We start from the raw sequence: 15,795 nt of genomic DNA on the forward strand, positions 1-15,795 counted from the left end.
TGCGGGACTTGATGGAAGCGGCACATGACCGCGACGCTGTGCCTCCCGCCTGCGAGATCGTCAGAGGAGCCCTGTTGGCGCTAGTGCCGCGCATTGCCTCTGCGCCATGGGTCGTACGCCTGCCTCATCACGGTCCAGTCCGTGTTCGTGGCACGCATGGAGAGGCCCGCCCCTCTTCGGTGACAGGCAGGTACCGGAGAAACACGGAAGTAGTTCTGGCCGCCGACGCGGTCAGCAAGGGGCACGGAGAGACCATGCAGGAGAGAGCAGTGCGAACGCGTCGGGCCCTGGTGCGGGCAGCGGCCTCGGAGTTCGATCGGTACGGGTACGACGGTACTTCGATGCTGAAGGTCAGCAGGGCGGCCGGAATCACCACGGGAGCCCTCACTTTTCACTTCTCGACCAAGAGTGAACTTGCCGATGCTGTCCAGGACTATGGGCGCATGGCTCTGCGGACCATCATCGAACAAGTCACCGCTACCTCAGCCCCGCCGCTCGATCAGCTCGTTGACCTCACTTTGCAAGTAGCGCGTCTGCTGGAGGAGGATCCGGCGGTACGCTCGGCAGCCAGATTGACCCGAGAGCACTCGGGCACCGCGCCGGCCTGGTCGACCACCTGGCTACCCACCGTGCACGAGCTTCTGCACCAGGCACAGCGGGCCGGCCACCTGCACACCGAGGTTCACGCCACCACCTTGGCCTCTTTGGCCAGCCATCTCCTCACCGGGACAGAAGTGCATGCCAGGGCAGCTGTCGAATCCAACAGGCCGTCGACTGCCGTGGTCCAACTCCAGCAGATCTGGAAGATCGCTCTACGCGGTATCCGCCCCGGGGGCAACTGAGTCCGTCCGCCCGGCTGTGCGCGCATTCCTGTGGCACCCATTGCCCCCGCAAGACGGACCGCGTCCCGGGTCGTGCGACGCCGCTGCAATTATTGAACCGAAACGGTTTGAGTGCGGCTCGTCCGGAGCGAGGTCACGGTCGGAGCCGGTTGGTGATGGTCGAGCTCAGGTGCTGCTCTCGAGAAAGTGCCTCGCCTGGTCCGGACCAGGAACGTTAGCGTCCTTGAGCATGACGGTTGACGATCCGAAAGACATGGTTCGGCGCGGGTATGACGCACTCTCGCTGCGCTATGACGAGGTTTACGAAGCCGACTCGAAGTACCGGTCTTGGGTCGAGAGCTTGAAGGTCAGGCTTGAGGACGGCAGCCGGGTGTTGGACTTGGGCTGCGGTAGCGGAGTGCCGGTCGTGCGTGATCTGGCGGAGGCGGGACACCGCGTCACCGGTGTCGACATCAGCGAGATGCAGATCCGGCGGGCACGGGAGCTCGTGCCGCGGGCCGACTTCATCAGGGCCGATGCCACCTCGCTGGACTTCCCGGCCGAGTTCTTCGATGCCGTGGTGTCCCTCTATGCGCTGATTCACGTCCCGTTGGAGGAACAGCGTTCGCTGCTGAAGGCGGTTGCCTCATGGCTTCGCCCCGGCGGATGGTTTCTGCGCAGCACAGGTCAGCACGGGTGGACCGGCACGGACGAGAACTGGCTGGGCAGCGGCGTCGCCATGTGGTGGAGCCATGCTGATGCCTCCGCTCATCGTGCCTGGATCACTGCCCGTGGTCTGACGGTCGAGCAGGAAGAGTTCGTGCCGGAGGGACACAGCGGGCACGTGCTGTTCTGGGCACGACGGCCGCGCTGATCACGATGGCGGTCCCGGTGCGGCCCTCAGTTCTTCGAAACCCTGACAATCTCCCCAGGCCAGCGGGCGCCCTCCTCGTCGACTTCCACGCGGACGATGTCGTCGCTCGCAACCCCGCGCACGAACCAAGGAGTGTTGTCCAGGCGGACCGTTCCATCACCGAGGTCCACCGCCCACAGACTCTCCACGCTCGCCGGCGGCCAGCCGTCCTCGTCCACTTCCATCCGGAAGTGGACCTTCACGTGCTCGTCGCTGATGCTCACTCCGATCCCGCCCGCGCCACCCGCCTCCTGCGTGCACTGATGGTTCTGACGCACCTCGAAGTCAACCGCTGAGGTCAGTAGGTGTTCATGTACCAGATCGCGCCACCGAGGAAAATCGGAAGGGTGAACGCCATCTGCAGCATCCAGGGAACACCTGGCCCCTCGTCATCAGGCTTGCCCGGATTCTCCGCACGCCACGTCATGAAGTCGCGCATCGCCTTCCAGTGGCCCACGACCCCCAGGGCGATGCCCAGGATTACCCCACAGTAGGCGGGAAGCATCTCGTGCAGAGACCAGTCATGGTTGGCGCTGAGGGCCATGATCGCCAAAAACCCTGCCACCGGACCGCATGACACCCAGATCTTCTGCTGCCGGTTCATCATCCCGGGGAACATCGCGGCGAGATACAAAGCCACACTGAGCGGGGCGAACAGCCACCACAGCGGAGAGGACTTCTCCGGCATCAAAACCCTTTCAACGACCCTCGCGACCATGGCCCGAAGGTGCACCACCTCGCCCGCAACGGCTACCCGCCCGACCGTTCCCACAGCTCAAGCCCCACACGACAACCCTAGCTGTCCGCCGGTAACGAACATTAGGGGCGTCGGACGATCTACTTCTCAGACAGTCGCCCATGACCAGCGTGAGCGCCGCGGGAACCAGTCACACCAGCCCTTTGACCTACGGCTTCAAGTTGGCGGAGGCTCAGCGTGCTGCACAGCGCGGTGGAGTGGTTCGCCGCGCGCGGCGTCACCATCGAGAAGGTGCTCTCGGACAACGGAGGTGCCTATCGGTGAAACCTGTGGCGGGACACGTGCGACGCGCTGTCGATAACGCCGAAGTTCACACGCCCTTACCGTCCGCAGACCAACGGAAAGGTCGAGCGCTTCCACCGCACCATGGCCGACGGCTGGGCCTACGCCCGCTGCTACACCAGCGAGCAAGAACGACGAGGCGCACTCTCCGGCTGGCTCCACCAGTACAACCATCACCGTCCCCACACCGCGTGTGGCAGTCAGCCGCCGTTCACACGATTGACTAACGTCCCCGGTCAGTACATCTAGGCAGGGAGAGGGCTTGATCGCGATAATTCGCGCGTGATGAATCGCTTCAGCTTGTCGATCGATGTCTTGGCGGTCCTGGTCAGCGCCATGCTTCTTGCGGGCGGTGTTCAGGCGTATCTGTCCGGCGAGTCCGTCTGGTGGGTTGGTCTTGCGTGCGCGTTGCAGGTCGCGACCGTCTGGCAGTTGGCACGGGAGCTCATGCGCCGTCGGAGCAGGTGAACCGCAACTGGTTGAACCGAGATTCCCCAACACAGCGCTTCGCTTCAGAAGAACCGCACCCAAAACCGCATGACGCGAGGGAACAGGGGCGCTACCGTCCGCGCATGGATCTTGAAACTGGTCATGCGGTGCCCGCAGTGCCTGTGCCCCTCGATGTCGAAGTTCAGGTCGTCTATGACGCCTGCCTGGCGGAGAAACCGGACTCGGCGCCGATGAGCCTCGCGAAACTGTCGGTGAGCCGCGCGGAGGACGACGCCGCAGTGGCGGCGATCGAGGACCTCAACTGCGGCGGACGCTTCGTCGTCTCCCAGCCCTCGGTGCCCGGCCTGGACGGCGCACCCGAGATCCCGCTGCTGGTGTGCACGCCCTCCGGCGCGCCCGCATCACGGCCGACGCTCTACTTCATCCACGGCGGCGGCTTCTACTGCAGCGATCACCGCCTCGGGCTCGACCAGATACTCGACATGGCCGAGGGGCTCGGGGCCACGCTGATCTCGGTCGGCTACCGGCTCGCGCCCGAGCACCCCTACCCCGCCCAGATCAACGACGCCTACGCCGGCCTGCTATGGGTCGCCGACCACGCGGACGAGCTCGGCATCGACCCGGAGCGCATCATCGTCACGGGCCCCAGCGCCGGCGGCGGCCTCAGCGCCGCGCTCGCCCTGTACGTACGCGACAAGGGCGGCCCCCGCCTGCTCGGCCAACTGCTGGCCGCCCCCCTGCTCGACGACCGCAACGACAGCGCCTCGGCCCTGCAGATGGACGACGTCGAACTCTTCGACCGCAGCGGTAACGGGTTCGCCTGGAACTCGCTGCTCGGCGACGCCCAGGGCGAAGCTGACGTGCCGCAGTACGCCGTGCCCGCCCGCGCCACCGACCTGGCCGGCCTGCCGCCCGCGTACCTCGACGTCGGCTCCGCCGAGTGCCTGCGCGACGAGGTCCTCGCCTACGCCGACCGGATCTGGCAGGCCGGCGGCATAGCCGAACTACACGTGTGGCCCGGCGGAATCCACTCCTTCGACCGGAAAGCCCCCGAGGCACGGATCAGCAAGGCCGCGGTCGCGGCACGCCGCAACTGGCTCGAACGCCTTCTCGCCACCAACTGACGGTCCGCTCCGACGGTCAAGGGCAGATCCCGCCATGAGCTGCAGACATCCCTTCAGAAGAGCCACACCCAACCCCGTACGTGGTCGATCGCTGTCAGGCGGCCCGGGCAGGTACGCCGCAGATCTCGGGGGCGGCGGAGACAAGGACGGCGAAGGCCGGGCGGGCCATCGCGAGGCAAGGGCCAACTGCCCTGTCAGTCCGCTGACCTATCCTTCCGGCCGCCGCACACCGACGGTAAGGACCATGCTCCGTGACTGACCCTTCTGCCTTCCCGCTGCCCTTTCTCGCTTCCGCCATGACGGCGTAAGCGGAGCCCCGCACGCTGCGGGAACTGGAAATGATGCAGACCTCTCGCCCGCGAACTGTCCGGCATTGCGCCGGGCCGGGCGGTGGCCGGGTCTCTCATCAGCGTCTCCGACGGCACCTGCCGGGCCCGGAGGCCAGCGATCCCGTTGCAGGACCGCGAAAAAGATAACTGTGAGAGTTCTCCTGCAGCCCGGGATGGGTTGCTGCCAGGCTCGGCGCCGATGATCCGGCATGACTCGAAACATAACTGGCGCCCCGTCAAGGGCTGTCCTCGCAGAACAGGTCGACGGCGTCATCGGCGTCGCTACCCACCGGGAAACCCTCGCAGCAGCGGCTGTCAGCCCCATCGGAGCAGTCCTGGCCAGCACCGACTCACCGGCAAATGCCCGCGGATACCGCCGTCTGCTGGACTTCGGCCGCGAGCACGTCCCGGGACGCCGCTGCTGGGCTCTGGAGGGCATCGGCAGCTACGGCGCCGGCCTGGCGTCCTTCCTCAGCCAGGCCGGCGAGCACGTCGTCGAGGTACGTCGGGCCAAATGGGCCGCCAACCGGGGCGGACGAAAGCAACCGGGCTTGAGCACCGGATGACAGCACGAGCCCTTCGGTCCACCGCCCAGCGCGTCCAGCTCCCTGCAGGCCGAGGCCAAAGACCTCGAAAAGGAGATCCTCATCCCGAGCCGGGAGGCCGCCCCAGAGCTCCTCGGCCTGCTTGGCGTCGGACCGATCACCGCAGCTCAGATCCTGCAGCTGGTCCCATCAGGGCCGGTTCCGCTCGGAAGCCGCCTTCGCGTCCGTCGCCGGCATCTAACCAATCCCTGCCTCCTCTGGGCCCACCAACCGGCACCGGCTCAACCGGAGTGGAGACCGGCAGGTCAACCGCGCCATGCACACGATCACCCTGATCCGCATGCGACTTGACCCCGTCACCAAGGCGTACGTCGCCCGTCGAATAACCGAGGGAAAGACCCCTCGCGAGGCACAGCGATGCCTCAAGCGCGCCATTTGTCGCTCGATCTTCAAGACCCTCGAACGGACTGACCGCACCGCGACCAAGACCAGGAGCATCGAGGAACTTGTTCAAGCGGCTTGACGCGATATAGCAGCCTCGGGGGGCCCAGAGAGAGATGGCCCGGCTGCGGACGGGTCTCTCCCCTACGCGCCCGGGCGTGTGGCCGTCCCCGTCGCGGTGTCGTCGGGACGGGGGCGGACGGCATGCCTGACGGGGGGATCGGGCGGAGATTCTCCTGCGGCAAGGTGCTCCAGCACCTCGGCGAGTTCTCGGCAGGCGTCCTGCACCGAACGCCGGGTGGCGCGCTGTTCGGCGACCATCGCGGACAGCATGAGCGCCGTCAGTGCGGCCGCACCGTTGAAAGCCTGAAGTTTGACCATGACCTCGACGGCGGACAAGCCGAGAAATGCGCCCTGCTGCGTATTCGCTTCGAATGTGGTGAGAACGGACGCGAACAGCGCGCACACCATGCTCCCGGCCAGTTGGAAACGCAGTGCTGCCCAGATCAGCAGTGGAAAGACGAGGAACAGCAGACTCAGTTCACCCAGGACAGCCAGGGGCACGATGATCACGACTGCAAGGCCCAGACAGAGCATCTCCTTCCAGCGGGTGAACTCCACCGGCCCGGCCACTCCCGCCAGTACGAGCAGGAGCGGAGTGACAAGCAGTACGCCCATCGCATCGCCCACCCACCAGGCGAGCCACACGGACCAGAACTCCCCCGTCCCCAAGGCACCGGTCACCACCTGCAGTCCGACTCCTGCCGTCGCGCTGATGAGCATGGCGCCGAGCCCGCCGAGGAATACCAGAGCCAGTCCGTCCCGCACACGGGAGACACCGACCTGGAATCCGACCTTGCGCAGCATCAGCCAGGCACAGATCGGGGCGAGGGTGTTGCCCGCCAGGGTGAAGATCGTGGCGGGCTGAGGAGTGGTGAGGGAGGCGATGACGAGCAACGACCCGACGGCGATCCCCGGCCAGACCGACACGCCGTAGACAAGCAGTGCGGCGACCGCGACGCCGGTGGGTGGCCAGATGGGGGTGACCGTCGTGCCTTCGACGGTGAGCCCGCCGAGCAGGCCCACGCGCCCTGCCACGTAGTACAGGGCAGCAACGGCCAGCGTCCTGAGAACGGCCTCCGAGTACAGGCGATACCGCCGGGTCACCAACACAGTGGCCATCAGACACCGCGTCGGCCGTTTCAGCCATGCGAACGCTCTGCCGCCCCGGGGCACGTCCGTGATCTTCGGGGGCACCTCTCCCCTCGCGCGCCCCCTCCGGTGCGCAGCGGCCGCCGCTACCCGGCACCACCGTCGTGGCCGACGACGAGAACGGCGGCATCGTCCTCGTGCCCCACGGTGTCCGCCAGCCGCATGAGACTGCTGGCGAGAGCATCGATCCCCAGACCGGCAGCCGTGTGGACCTCGGCGAGCCGCATCGCGCGGCTCAGGCCTTCATCGAGGCTCAGAGACGGCCCTTCCACCACTCCGTCGGTCAGGAGCACCACGACGCTGCCCACGGTAAGCCGGTGGCAGACCACGGGGTACTCGGCGCCTTCGAGTACGCCGAGCGGGGGGCCGCATTCTCCGCCGTCGGCACCGGACCGTCCGTCGGCCGTGGCCCAGATGTACGGGACATGGCCGGCCCTGGCACATTCCAGGACGCCGGTGGCCGGGTCGAGCCGGAGAAAGATGCACGTGGCGAACAGGTCCGCGCCCAGGGAAACCAGGAGATCGTTGGTACGTGCAAGCAATTCCCCGGGGTCGTTCGTCACGTGGGCGAGTGCACGCAGGCCCACACGGACCTGCCCCATGAAGGCAGCGGCCTCGATGTTGTGCCCCTGCACGTCTCCGATGGACAGGCCAACACGTCCGTCGGGCATGGTGAAGGCGTCGTACCAGTCCCCACCGACGTTGAGCCCGTGGTGGGCGGGCATATAACCGGCGGCGAGCCGAACTCCAGGAGGGTGTGGCAGGTCCTGGGGCAGCATGCCGCGCTGCAGGGCCACTGCCAGTTCGACCCGGGAACGCTGCGACTTCGCGAGTTCCCGGGCCTGAGCAGTCAGCGCGCCGAGCTTGGCGAGCAGCTCGCCCCCGTCGTCGGCGGCCCGTGCACGAAACATGCGATCGCCCCGCTTCCGTCAGAGCAGCTCACGACAGTCCAGTGGCCTTAGTCCAGTGGCCTTCCGCCAGGCGCACCGGTGACATGGCCCTGTGACTCGTGGCGCTGTCACTCCGGGCCTGTCACTCACTGTGCCGGGGTCCGGCCCCGGTCGCACCCTTTGCGCCCTCGGGCCAGCAGGGTGCGCCGGTCGAATCCGGGGCCGACCCTGGCCGCGTACCGCCCTGCCCGCGCGCAATCGCCGCTCACTCCCGGTCCCCGCCGCGCTGCTCCCCGGCAGTCGCCCCGTGCGCCTCGGCGACCTGACGCAGCGTGCGGCCGCTGCGCGCCGAGCGGGCTCGACGCGGGTCGGGGGTGCCACCCCCCATGCGGGCGCCCAAGGCCTTCCGTACGAGCAGCCATGTCGGCTTGCTGTCGGACCCGCCGCTCTTCTCCTCCCGGCCGTGGAAGCGGGTGAGCGCGAACTGCCCTCGGAGCTTCTTGCCGTGCAGGTCGAACGTGGCATGGCCGTTCTCCAGGGATTCACCGAACGGCACGGGCCGGTCGTGCTTGTCGTGGCTGGTCGGCCGGTAGGTGCCGCGGTCCCACACGAGAACGGTTCCGCCGCCGTACTGGCCCTCGGGAATCACGCCCTCGAAGTCCTGGTAGTCCAGGGCATGGTCCTCCGTGGGGACGGCGAGCCTCTTGTCGTGCGGGTCGGTGGAGGGGCCCTTGGGGACGGACCAGGACTTCAGTACGCCGTCGACCTCCAGCCGGAAGTCGAAGTGCATCGTGCTCGCGTCGTGGATCTGCACCACGAACACCGGCTCGTCACCGGTCGGCCGTGTGCCCTTGTCCTGTGCCGAGCGCGCGCCTTCGTCCTGTGCCGAGCGCGCACCGCTGGGCTCGCTCGTCGTGTCGAAGTGCCGCTTCCCGCGGTAGGTCCGCAGGGCATCCTCCCCGCTCACCGCAGCTCCCTTCCGACAGGCCCCTGGCCCGCGCGGCCCGGCCCGGCCCGTTCCGCTCAGCACGGCAAGGCTACGCACGCGGCGTCGCACCCGCACGGCGAGTCCCCGCACAGTCGGGCAGGTCGCGTCCGGGCGTCGAACGCAGCAATCTTGAAGCCACCACGAAGGAGGTGGTCGCGTGAGTCCAGCCGTTGAGCTGCGGGTGGGACGCCGCAAGATCGAGATGAAGCGGGCCGAGAAGGAGCTGTTCCCGCAAGACGGCCTCACCAAGGCCGATCTCGTCGCGCACTACCGGCGGGTGGCGCCGCGCATGCTGGCTGAGCTGCGCGGCAGACCCCTGATGCTGGAGCGGATGCCGGACGGCATCGACGGAAGCCGCTTCTATCAGAAGGAGGTCCCCGACTACTTTCCCGACTGGATCCACCGTGCTCCGGTGGCCAAGGAGGGCGGCGGAGTCACGCACGTCGTGTGCGACGACACCGCGACGCTGGTCTACCCCGCGAGCCAGGCTTGCATCAACCCGCACCGCTGGCTGAGCCGCGCCGACGAGCCGCGCCGCCCCGACCGGCTGGTTTTCGACCTCGACCCGCCCGTCGACGACTTCGCGCCGGTCCGCCGTGCCGCCCACCAGCTGCACACGCTGCTCGACGAGCTGGACCTGCCGTCCGGTCTGATGACCACCGGCTCGCGCGGACTGCACGTCGTCGTACGGCTGAACCGACGCGACGACGCCGACGACATACTGACGTTCGCCCGCGCGGCCGCGAAGACGCTGGTGGTGCGGCACCCGCGGGAACTGACGACCGAGGGGCGCAAAGAGGCCCGCAGGGGGCGGCTGTACCTGGACGTCGCACGCAACGGCTATGCCCAGACCGTCGTCGCTCCTTTCGCCGTACGGTCCAGGCCGGGTGCGCCCGTGGCGGTGCCGTTGGACTGGGACGAGCTGGACACACCGGGGCCGACCGCACGCCGCCGACGTGTTCGATCAACGCGGCGATGTCTTCAATCTCGCGGTCGGGGGCGTAAGTAGCGGCGTCCCCGCTGGCACCGCGTCCCCGCTGGCACCGCGTCCGCGCCGGTCGTAGTTGATCACAGCGAAGTGGTGGGCGAGGAGAGTCGCGAGTTTGGTCGTGTCCGAGCGGTCTGCCAGTGCCGAGGCAACCAGGACGACGGCCGGCCCGCGGCCCGACTGCTCGAATGCGATCTCGGTGCCGTCGGCGGAGGTGACTCGGGCCTCGGCTCCGGCCGACTGCTCTCGCGCTGTTGCCATGCTTGTCTCTCCGGTTCACGTAAGGGCCGTACTGCCGTGGTGTGCGTTGCTGCCAATAGGGCCGCCGCAGTGCAGGAAACTCATCGGTGCGCCAGGCGTTCGGTGCCGAAGTCCTCGCATCTCGGAGAGGACGAACCCCTATGACGAACCCTTATCCAGAGCGGCGGCGTTCGGTGTCTTCGAGGTTGCCACCACCGTCAACACTGTCCGCTTGATCACTCGTTGGTGTTGGTGGTGCGAGCCCGCCGCACGGTGACCGCTTGATAGTCCAGAGCCGTCAGAGCTCCCGAGGAGACCGGGGCCCGTGGGGTGCGCTGGTGCTATGAACGGCTAGCGAGGTGGCGGACCGACCGGATGGTCGAGTCCTGGAATCAGGTCGCCGCGTGGCCCGCATGCGCTCGCGACCAGCGCGACCGCATCCCGCTTGAACTCTTCTGAATACCGGGCAGTACCCACCAGAACACCTCCTGACCGGATCCCACAATCCGGCTCTCAAGAGATGTCCACAATCCGTGGCAAACCCCAGTATTCACTTGCTCCCGTACTACACCCGGTGAATCACACCGGCCTCGGTCGGTGCGGAGCCGTGTCGGGTCGACCGCTGCGCGGTCGGGACCGGGTGGCACACCGAACTCCCCTGCCGGCGGGGCCTGTTCTCGCGGCCTGTGCACAGTGTGGGTGGACTGCTCGCCGGAGTGTGGCCCAAGGCCTGGACAGGGCTGAAAAGTGCCCGTTGTTCGCTGGAGGTTCGCTGGACGGCGCCAGCCGGTTCCGTCCGCAGATCCCTGTCGTTTCGTGTGGTGCCCCGAGTGCGAACTCCCGTTCGTGAAGGAGGTACATTGCGTAGCGACCACCGCGGGAGCTCGGGAGTAGCCGGGCTGAGAGGGCGGACGGGAGTTGTTTGCTCCCCTTTCCGCCGACCGCATGAACCTGGACCGGGTAATGCCGGCGTAGGAAGGGTGTTGACGATGGATCCTGCCGTCATATCCGCTCAGCGCGGCGCTGCCGTCTCCCGTGATGCGGTGGCGGACGTGATCGCGTCGCTGCGGGCCTCCGCACCCCTCGTGCACTGCCTGACCAACGTCGTGGTGTCGCAGTTCACCGCGAACGTACTGCTCGCCGCAGGGGCCACCCCCGCGATGGTGCACAGCGCGGAGGAGGCCGGAGCACTGGCCCGGGTGGCCGGGGGTGTCCTGGTGAACCTGGGGACGGTGACGTCCGTGACGGCCGAGGCGATGCGTGTCGCGGTCGGGGAAGCGGGAGGGGCCGGGCGGCCGTGGGTGCTCGACCCGGTGGCCGTCGGTCCGCTGCCCTGGCGCACCGCACTCGCCCGTGAACTGCTGGACAGCGCGCCCCCGGCGGTCGTTCGCGGCAATCCTTCCGAGATCCTGGCGCTGGACGGCGGCCCGGGCGGGCGCGGCGTGGACAGCACGGACGTACCCGAGGCGGCACTCGCCGCGGCCACCGCGCTGGCCAGGCGTTACGGCTGCGCGGTGGCGGTGAGCGGCCCGGAGGACGTCCTCACGGACGGGACGCGGGTGGTGCGCCTGGCCAACGGGCACCCGCTGCTGCCTCTGGTGACGGGAACGGGCTGTGCGCTGGGTGCTCTGGTGGCCGCCTGTACGGCCGTCACCGGCGACGCGCTGCTGGCCGCCGCTGCCGCGACCTGTCTGCTCACCGTGGCCGCGGAGGACGCCGCTACCCGCTCTGCGGGGCCCGGCACGTTCGCGGTCGCACTGATCGACGCTCTGTACGAGCTCGGCCCTGACCGACTCACCGAGGCAGTCAACCTGCGCTGAGCAGGCGGGTGTTGAGGGGTTCTGTGATGAGCGGCGGCCTGGACGCCACCCGCTGAACAGCCTGCGCCCGCCCGGGGGGCGACCCCGACACCAGCCGACCTCCCCTCCCCCACGCTCCCGCCTGTGGACGACTCAAGGTTCCTGCACGCCAGGGCCCTTCCTTGCCCTGTGCCTCCCGATGCGCTTCCCATGCCCCCCCCGGCAGGGAGACCACCAAGGACCCACCCATGCGACCTTCTCTCGACCTGTCCCTGTACCTCGTCACCGACACCCGCCTCTGCGGCGACCGTGGTGTCGCCGCCACCGTGGCAGCCGCCGTCAAGGGCGGTGTCACCGCTGTCCAGTTGCGCGATTCGGACGCGGACGCCCGCACGCTGTTCTCGCTCGGCCGGGCGATCCAGGCCGAGCTCGTCGGCACCGGCGTCCCCCTGATCGTCAACGACCGCCTGGACGTCGCGGTCTGGCTGGACGCCGACGGCGTCCACCTCGGGCAGCGGGACGTCTCCCCCGAGACCGCCCGGCGCCTGCTCGGCCCCCATGCGTACGTCGGCCTGTCCGTCAGCCGCCCCGAGCAGCTGGCGCACGTGCCGGACGCCGTCGACCACCTCGGGGTCGGCCCGGTGTTCCCGCAGTCCACCAAGCCCGACGCGGACGCCCCGCTCGGACCGGGCGGCCTGGCCCGGATCGTCCGGGAGAGCCTGCTGCCCTGCGTGGCCATCGGCGGCATCGACGTGTCCGAGGCTGCCGCGGTCGTGAGAAGCGGTGCGGCCGGGATCGCCGTCGTCAGCGCGGTATGCGGGCAGCGCGACCCCGAGGCCGCAGCCCGTTCCCTCGTCCACGCCCTGCGCCAGGAGGTCTCCTCGTGACCACCCCGCCCATCGCCCTCACCATCGCCGCCAGTGACCCCTCGGGCGGCGCCGGGATCCAGGCCGACCTGAAGGCGTTCTCCGCGAACGGGGCGTACGGAACGGCAGTCCTGACGGCCCTGACCGCGCAGAACACGCAGGGCGTCACCGGCATCCACACCGTGCCCCCGGCCTTCGTCACCGAGCAGCTCGACACTCTTTTCGCCGACGTCCCGGTGGACGCGGTCAAGATCGGAATGCTGGCCGACGCCGCCCTCGCCGCGGCCGTCGCGGACGCCCTGGAGCGGCACCGCCCGCGCTACGTCGTCCTCGACCCCGTCATGGTCTCGACCAGCGGTCACCGCCTTCTGGAGACCGATGCGGTGGCGGTGCTGCGGGACCGTCTCCTGCCCCTCGCCGACCTCATCACCCCCAACCTTCCCGAGGCCGGTGACCTTCTCGGCGCCGCCGCCGCAAGGAACCGCGCCGAGGCCGTCGAGCAGGCCCGCGCACTCCTCGAAACCGGTGCCAGGCGCGTCCTCCTCAAGGGCGGCCACCACACGCACGACGCCGAGTCCGTCGACATCCTCGTCGACAGTACGTACAGACCAGACGTGACGTACGGCACAGACGTGACCGAGCTGTCCGCACCCCGCGTGAACACGCGCAACACCCATGGCACCGGCTGCACCCTCTCCGCCGCGATCGCCGCCCTCCGCCCGCAGCACGACGACTGGCACACCGCTGTCCGCGCCGCGAAGGAGTACCTCACCGGGGCCCTGCGCGCGGCCGACACCCTGCGTGTCGGCCGCGGTCACGGCCCCGTCCACCACTTCCACCAGTACTGGAGCTGAGCCCCATGACCACCACCTTCTGCGACGAGCTGTGGATGGCCACGGCCGAGATACGTGCGGCCATCGACAAGCTGCCGTTCGTCACCGGCCTCGGCGACGGCACCCTGGACCGGGAGAAGTTCGTCTACTACCTGGCCCAGGACGCCCACTACTTGCGCGACTACGCCCGCGCGCTGGCCAGCGCAGCCGCGAAGGCGGACCGGCCCGAGGACATCGCGTTCTTCGCGCAGCACGCCCACGACGCCATCGTCGTCGAGAGCTCCCTGCACCAGAGCAACGTCGTCGACGTCGATGCCTGGACCCCCTCCCCCACCTGCACCGGATACACCTCCTACCTGCTCTCCGTGGCCCACACCCAGGGCTATGCCGAGCTGGCCGCCGCGGTACTGCCCTGCTTCTGGATCTACGCAGAGGTGGGCCGGGCGCTGCTGGAACAGGCCGGCGACCTCGCCGCCCACCCCTACGGCGACTGGATCGGCACGTACGCCGACGAGGAGTTCGAGGCCGCCACCGCGCACGCCCGAGGAATCGTCAACCGGCTTGCGGACCAGGCCGACCCGGCCACCCGGGCACGGATGCGTACGGTCTTCACCACCGCCTCCACCTGGGAGTGGATGTTCTGGGACGCCGCCTGGCGCGTCGAGTCCTGGCCTTTCGGGACCGCTCCCGCCCAGGATGCGGAGCCCGCGAAGTGACGACCGGCACCGAACCCACTACCTCGGGGCCTGCCCCGGCGAACGAGGCGCCGCTCACCCTCGACCAGCCCACGCCCAAGGTCCTGTCCGGCTGGGACCAAGGCACCTTCTGGGCAAACCTGGGAGTGAGCCTGCTCGGCTTCAGCGGCATGCTGGTCGTCCTCGACCCCCTGGGCACCGGCAGTCCGACCCTGTCGTTCGCCGCCGCCGTCACCGCGTCCGTCGTCGGCACCCTGATCGGCACCTTCGCCCTCGGACTGGCCGCCATCACCGGGGCCCGCACCGGAGCGCCCTCGATGGTGCTGCTGCGCGGCCTGTTCGGCGCAAAGGCGTCGTACCTGCCCACCGTCCTCAACGTGCTGCAGATGGTCGGCTGGGCCGTCTTCGAGCTGGTGGTCATCTCCACAGGGCTGAAGATCCTGGCCCGCCAGGCCTTCGGGGACCCGGGGCCCGGCTGGCTGTACGTGCTCGTCGCGGGCGCGGTGACGACGGCGTTCACGCTCCGCCCGCTGGGCGCCCTGCGCATCATCCGCCGCTACGTCACCATCGCCGTCGTCCTGGCCATCCTCTACCTGGGCTGGGACCTGGCCGGGCGCGGCATCCCGATGGAGGGCGGTTCCTGGAAGGACTTCTGGTTCGCCACCGACAGCGTGATCGCCGTGTCGATCTCCTGGCTGCCGCTGGTCGCGGACTACTCGCGGCACTCCCGCAGCGAGAAGGAGGCGTTCGGCGGCCTGGTCGTCGGCCAGACCCTCGCGGGCATCGCGGGCTCGGTCCTCGGCGTGGCAGCGCTCGCCATGATCGCGTTCGACAGCACCGATCCGTACAAGGTCTTCGATCCTTTCACCGCCACCAGCGTCGGCGTGATCTGCTTCGGCGTCCTGGTGCTGCGCGAGGTCGACCAGTCCTTCGCCAACGTCTACTCCACCGCCGTCTCCGCCCAGAACCTGCTGCCCCGGGTGGACCGCCGCGTTCTGTGCCTGGTCAGCGGCACCCTGGCCACCGGCCTGGCACTCCTGGTGAACATGGACAGCTTCGCCAGCTTCCTGTACCTGATCGGCGCGGTCTTCATCCCGATGTTCGCCGTCCTCGTCGTGGACTTCTTCGTACTCGGCGGACACCGCACCTGGGACGTCTCCGAACAGGCCCCCACCCGTTGGGTCATGCTGGCGCCCTGGGCGCTCGGCTTCGCCACCTACCAGCTGGTCGCACCGACGAACATCGCCGGCTGGTCCGACTTCTGGGTCCGACTGCAGGACGCGGTGGGCCTGACCGTCCAGCCCTGGATGAGCGCCTCCCTGCTCTCCTTCGCGGTGGCCGCTCTCACCACACTCACGGTGGGCCGCAGGCGACGGCACGTTTCGGCTTCGCGCGGGCCGCGCCCGGGCCGGTGACAGGCACGGGCATCGTTCACCGCAGCGTTCGTCGACGCGGGTGGGCCCCGCCGGACAGGTGCCGGTGACGGCCGACCCGTAGGCGGGTCTCCGGGTCGGCACGCAGTGCCGGGGGGGGCGGCCGCGTCGCCTCGCTCAGGCGAAGGAATCGCGAAGGTCCGTACCTATGCGTTGACGCGTCCCTGGCGAATGGCTAACTTCCAGGCA

Annotated in this window: 17 protein-coding genes, 2 pseudogenes and 1 riboswitch; of the genes and pseudogenes, 14 read left to right on the forward strand and 5 right to left on the reverse strand. The window is 68.8% G+C overall.

Annotated elements, in window-relative coordinates:
- Positions 1-254: 254 nt before the first annotated feature.
- A complete protein-coding gene (locus tag ACIA73_RS39085; RefSeq protein ID WP_399443743.1) occupies positions 255-842 on the forward strand; it encodes a ScbR family autoregulator-binding transcription factor in 588 nt (195 codons plus the stop codon).
- A 229-nt stretch (positions 843-1,071) separates the two neighbouring features.
- The gene (locus tag ACIA73_RS39090; protein WP_399443744.1) at positions 1,072-1,695 is read left to right on the forward strand and encodes a class I SAM-dependent methyltransferase; all 624 of its coding nucleotides are present in this window, start codon (positions 1,072-1,074) and stop codon (positions 1,693-1,695) included.
- Between the two features lie 26 nt (positions 1,696-1,721).
- Here ACIA73_RS39090 and ACIA73_RS39095 read toward each other — a convergent pair whose 3' ends face one another.
- On the reverse strand, positions 1,722-1,958 hold the full coding sequence (locus tag ACIA73_RS39095; RefSeq protein WP_399443745.1) for a DUF4265 domain-containing protein: 237 nt from the start codon (positions 1,956-1,958) through the stop codon (positions 1,722-1,724).
- Positions 1,959-2,032: 74 nt separating this feature from the next.
- Complete coding sequence (locus ACIA73_RS39100; RefSeq protein ID WP_399443746.1) at positions 2,033-2,452, reverse strand: hypothetical protein; 420 nt, start codon at positions 2,450-2,452, stop codon at positions 2,033-2,035.
- Positions 2,453-2,665: 213 nt separating this feature from the next.
- Between ACIA73_RS39100 and ACIA73_RS39105 the strand changes: the two are divergent.
- From ACIA73_RS39105 to ACIA73_RS39130, 6 genes and pseudogenes are all read left to right on the forward strand, one after another.
- A pseudogene (locus tag ACIA73_RS39105) lies at positions 2,666-3,022 on the forward strand (integrase core domain-containing protein); the annotation flags it as partial.
- A 51-nt stretch (positions 3,023-3,073) separates the two neighbouring features.
- Positions 3,074-3,241 carry a hypothetical protein gene (locus ACIA73_RS39110; protein WP_399443747.1) on the forward strand — a complete coding sequence of 56 codons (168 nt, stop codon included), beginning with the start codon at positions 3,074-3,076 and terminating at the stop codon, positions 3,239-3,241.
- A gap of 104 nt (positions 3,242-3,345) precedes the next feature.
- Positions 3,346-4,347 (forward strand): alpha/beta hydrolase, encoded by a 1,002-nt coding sequence (locus tag ACIA73_RS39115; RefSeq protein ID WP_399443748.1) that lies wholly within the window; start codon positions 3,346-3,348, stop codon positions 4,345-4,347.
- Positions 4,348-4,885: 538 nt separating this feature from the next.
- On the forward strand, positions 4,886-5,242 hold the full coding sequence (locus tag ACIA73_RS39120) for a hypothetical protein (RefSeq protein ID WP_399443749.1): 357 nt from the start codon (positions 4,886-4,888) through the stop codon (positions 5,240-5,242).
- 223 nt (positions 5,243-5,465) lie between these two features.
- Positions 5,466-5,534 (forward strand): annotated as a pseudogene (locus tag ACIA73_RS39125) (hypothetical protein); the annotation flags it as partial.
- Positions 5,535-5,561: 27 nt separating this feature from the next.
- The gene (locus tag ACIA73_RS39130; RefSeq protein ID WP_399443750.1) at positions 5,562-5,744 is read left to right on the forward strand and encodes a hypothetical protein; all 183 of its coding nucleotides are present in this window, start codon (positions 5,562-5,564) and stop codon (positions 5,742-5,744) included.
- A gap of 62 nt (positions 5,745-5,806) precedes the next feature.
- On the opposite strand, the gene ACIA73_RS39135 is transcribed toward ACIA73_RS39130, so the two are convergent.
- The 3 genes from ACIA73_RS39135 to ACIA73_RS39145 all read right to left on the reverse strand — a co-directional run bounded on the left by ACIA73_RS39135 (position 5,807) and on the right by ACIA73_RS39145 (position 8,731).
- A complete protein-coding gene (locus tag ACIA73_RS39135) occupies positions 5,807-6,844 on the reverse strand; it encodes an MASE1 domain-containing protein (protein WP_399443751.1) in 1,038 nt (345 codons plus the stop codon).
- Between the two features lie 116 nt (positions 6,845-6,960).
- Positions 6,961-7,785, reverse strand: coding sequence for a PP2C family protein-serine/threonine phosphatase (locus ACIA73_RS39140; RefSeq protein WP_399443752.1), 825 nt, complete (start codon positions 7,783-7,785; stop codon positions 6,961-6,963).
- A 244-nt stretch (positions 7,786-8,029) separates the two neighbouring features.
- On the reverse strand, positions 8,030-8,731 hold the full coding sequence (locus ACIA73_RS39145) for a DNA polymerase ligase N-terminal domain-containing protein (RefSeq protein WP_399443753.1): 702 nt from the start codon (positions 8,729-8,731) through the stop codon (positions 8,030-8,032).
- 223 nt (positions 8,732-8,954) lie between these two features.
- Here ACIA73_RS39145 and ligD point away from each other — a divergent pair, with 223 nt between their 5' ends.
- The 6 genes from ligD to ACIA73_RS39175 all read left to right on the forward strand — a co-directional run bounded on the left by ligD (position 8,955) and on the right by ACIA73_RS39175 (position 15,588).
- Positions 8,955-9,761, forward strand: coding sequence for a non-homologous end-joining DNA ligase (gene ligD, locus ACIA73_RS39150; protein ID WP_399443771.1), 807 nt, complete (start codon positions 8,955-8,957; stop codon positions 9,759-9,761).
- Positions 9,762-10,846: 1,085 nt separating this feature from the next.
- Positions 10,847-10,976: riboswitch (TPP riboswitch) on the forward strand.
- On the forward strand, positions 10,970-11,800 hold the full coding sequence (gene thiM / locus ACIA73_RS39155) for a hydroxyethylthiazole kinase (RefSeq protein ID WP_399443754.1): 831 nt from the start codon (positions 10,970-10,972) through the stop codon (positions 11,798-11,800). Its footprint overlaps the riboswitch before it by 7 nt.
- A 227-nt stretch (positions 11,801-12,027) precedes the next feature.
- Positions 12,028-12,666: a thiamine phosphate synthase gene (gene thiE / locus ACIA73_RS39160; RefSeq protein WP_399443755.1), complete on the forward strand. Its 639-nt coding sequence runs from the start codon at positions 12,028-12,030 to the stop codon at positions 12,664-12,666.
- Positions 12,663-13,499, forward strand: a complete 837-nt coding sequence (gene thiD, locus ACIA73_RS39165) for a bifunctional hydroxymethylpyrimidine kinase/phosphomethylpyrimidine kinase (protein WP_399443756.1) — start codon at positions 12,663-12,665, stop codon at positions 13,497-13,499. The genes thiE and thiD overlap by 4 nt, the downstream gene beginning before the upstream one ends.
- Before the next feature lie 5 nt (positions 13,500-13,504).
- Positions 13,505-14,194: a thiaminase II gene (tenA, locus tag ACIA73_RS39170; protein WP_399443757.1), complete on the forward strand. Its 690-nt coding sequence runs from the start codon at positions 13,505-13,507 to the stop codon at positions 14,192-14,194.
- Entirely contained in the window at positions 14,191-15,588 is a 1,398-nt protein-coding gene (locus ACIA73_RS39175) for a purine-cytosine permease family protein (RefSeq protein WP_399443758.1), read from the forward strand. Before tenA ends, ACIA73_RS39175 begins: the two co-directional genes overlap by 4 nt.
- Positions 15,589-15,795: the final 207 nt, after the last annotated feature.

Origin of the sequence: Streptomyces sp. NPDC051561 (assembly GCF_044454195.1) — a bacterium.
Classification (GTDB): domain Bacteria; phylum Actinomycetota; class Actinomycetes; order Streptomycetales; family Streptomycetaceae; genus Streptomyces.

Coding starts and splice junctions, on each gene's coding strand:
- ACIA73_RS39130 (WP_399443750.1), top strand. CDS start 5,562: ATGCGACTTGACCCCGTCACCAAGGCGTACGTCGCCCGTCGAATAACC.
- thiE (WP_399443755.1), top strand. CDS start 12,028: ATGCGACCTTCTCTCGACCTGTCCCTGTACCTCGTCACCGACACCCGC.
- ACIA73_RS39140 (WP_399443752.1), bottom strand. CDS start 7,785: ATGTTTCGTGCACGGGCCGCCGACGACGGGGGCGAGCTGCTCGCCAAG.
- ACIA73_RS39085 (WP_399443743.1), top strand. CDS start 255: ATGCAGGAGAGAGCAGTGCGAACGCGTCGGGCCCTGGTGCGGGCAGCG.
- ACIA73_RS39120 (WP_399443749.1), top strand. CDS start 4,886: ATGACTCGAAACATAACTGGCGCCCCGTCAAGGGCTGTCCTCGCAGAA.
- thiM (WP_399443754.1), top strand. CDS start 10,970: ATGGATCCTGCCGTCATATCCGCTCAGCGCGGCGCTGCCGTCTCCCGT.
- ACIA73_RS39090 (WP_399443744.1), top strand. CDS start 1,072: ATGACGGTTGACGATCCGAAAGACATGGTTCGGCGCGGGTATGACGCA.
- ACIA73_RS39115 (WP_399443748.1), top strand. CDS start 3,346: ATGGATCTTGAAACTGGTCATGCGGTGCCCGCAGTGCCTGTGCCCCTC.
- ligD (WP_399443771.1), top strand. CDS start 8,955: ATGAAGCGGGCCGAGAAGGAGCTGTTCCCGCAAGACGGCCTCACCAAG.
- ACIA73_RS39135 (WP_399443751.1), bottom strand. CDS start 6,844: ATGGCCACTGTGTTGGTGACCCGGCGGTATCGCCTGTACTCGGAGGCC.
- tenA (WP_399443757.1), top strand. CDS start 13,505: ATGACCACCACCTTCTGCGACGAGCTGTGGATGGCCACGGCCGAGATA.
- ACIA73_RS39100 (WP_399443746.1), bottom strand. CDS start 2,452: ATGGTCGCGAGGGTCGTTGAAAGGGTTTTGATGCCGGAGAAGTCCTCT.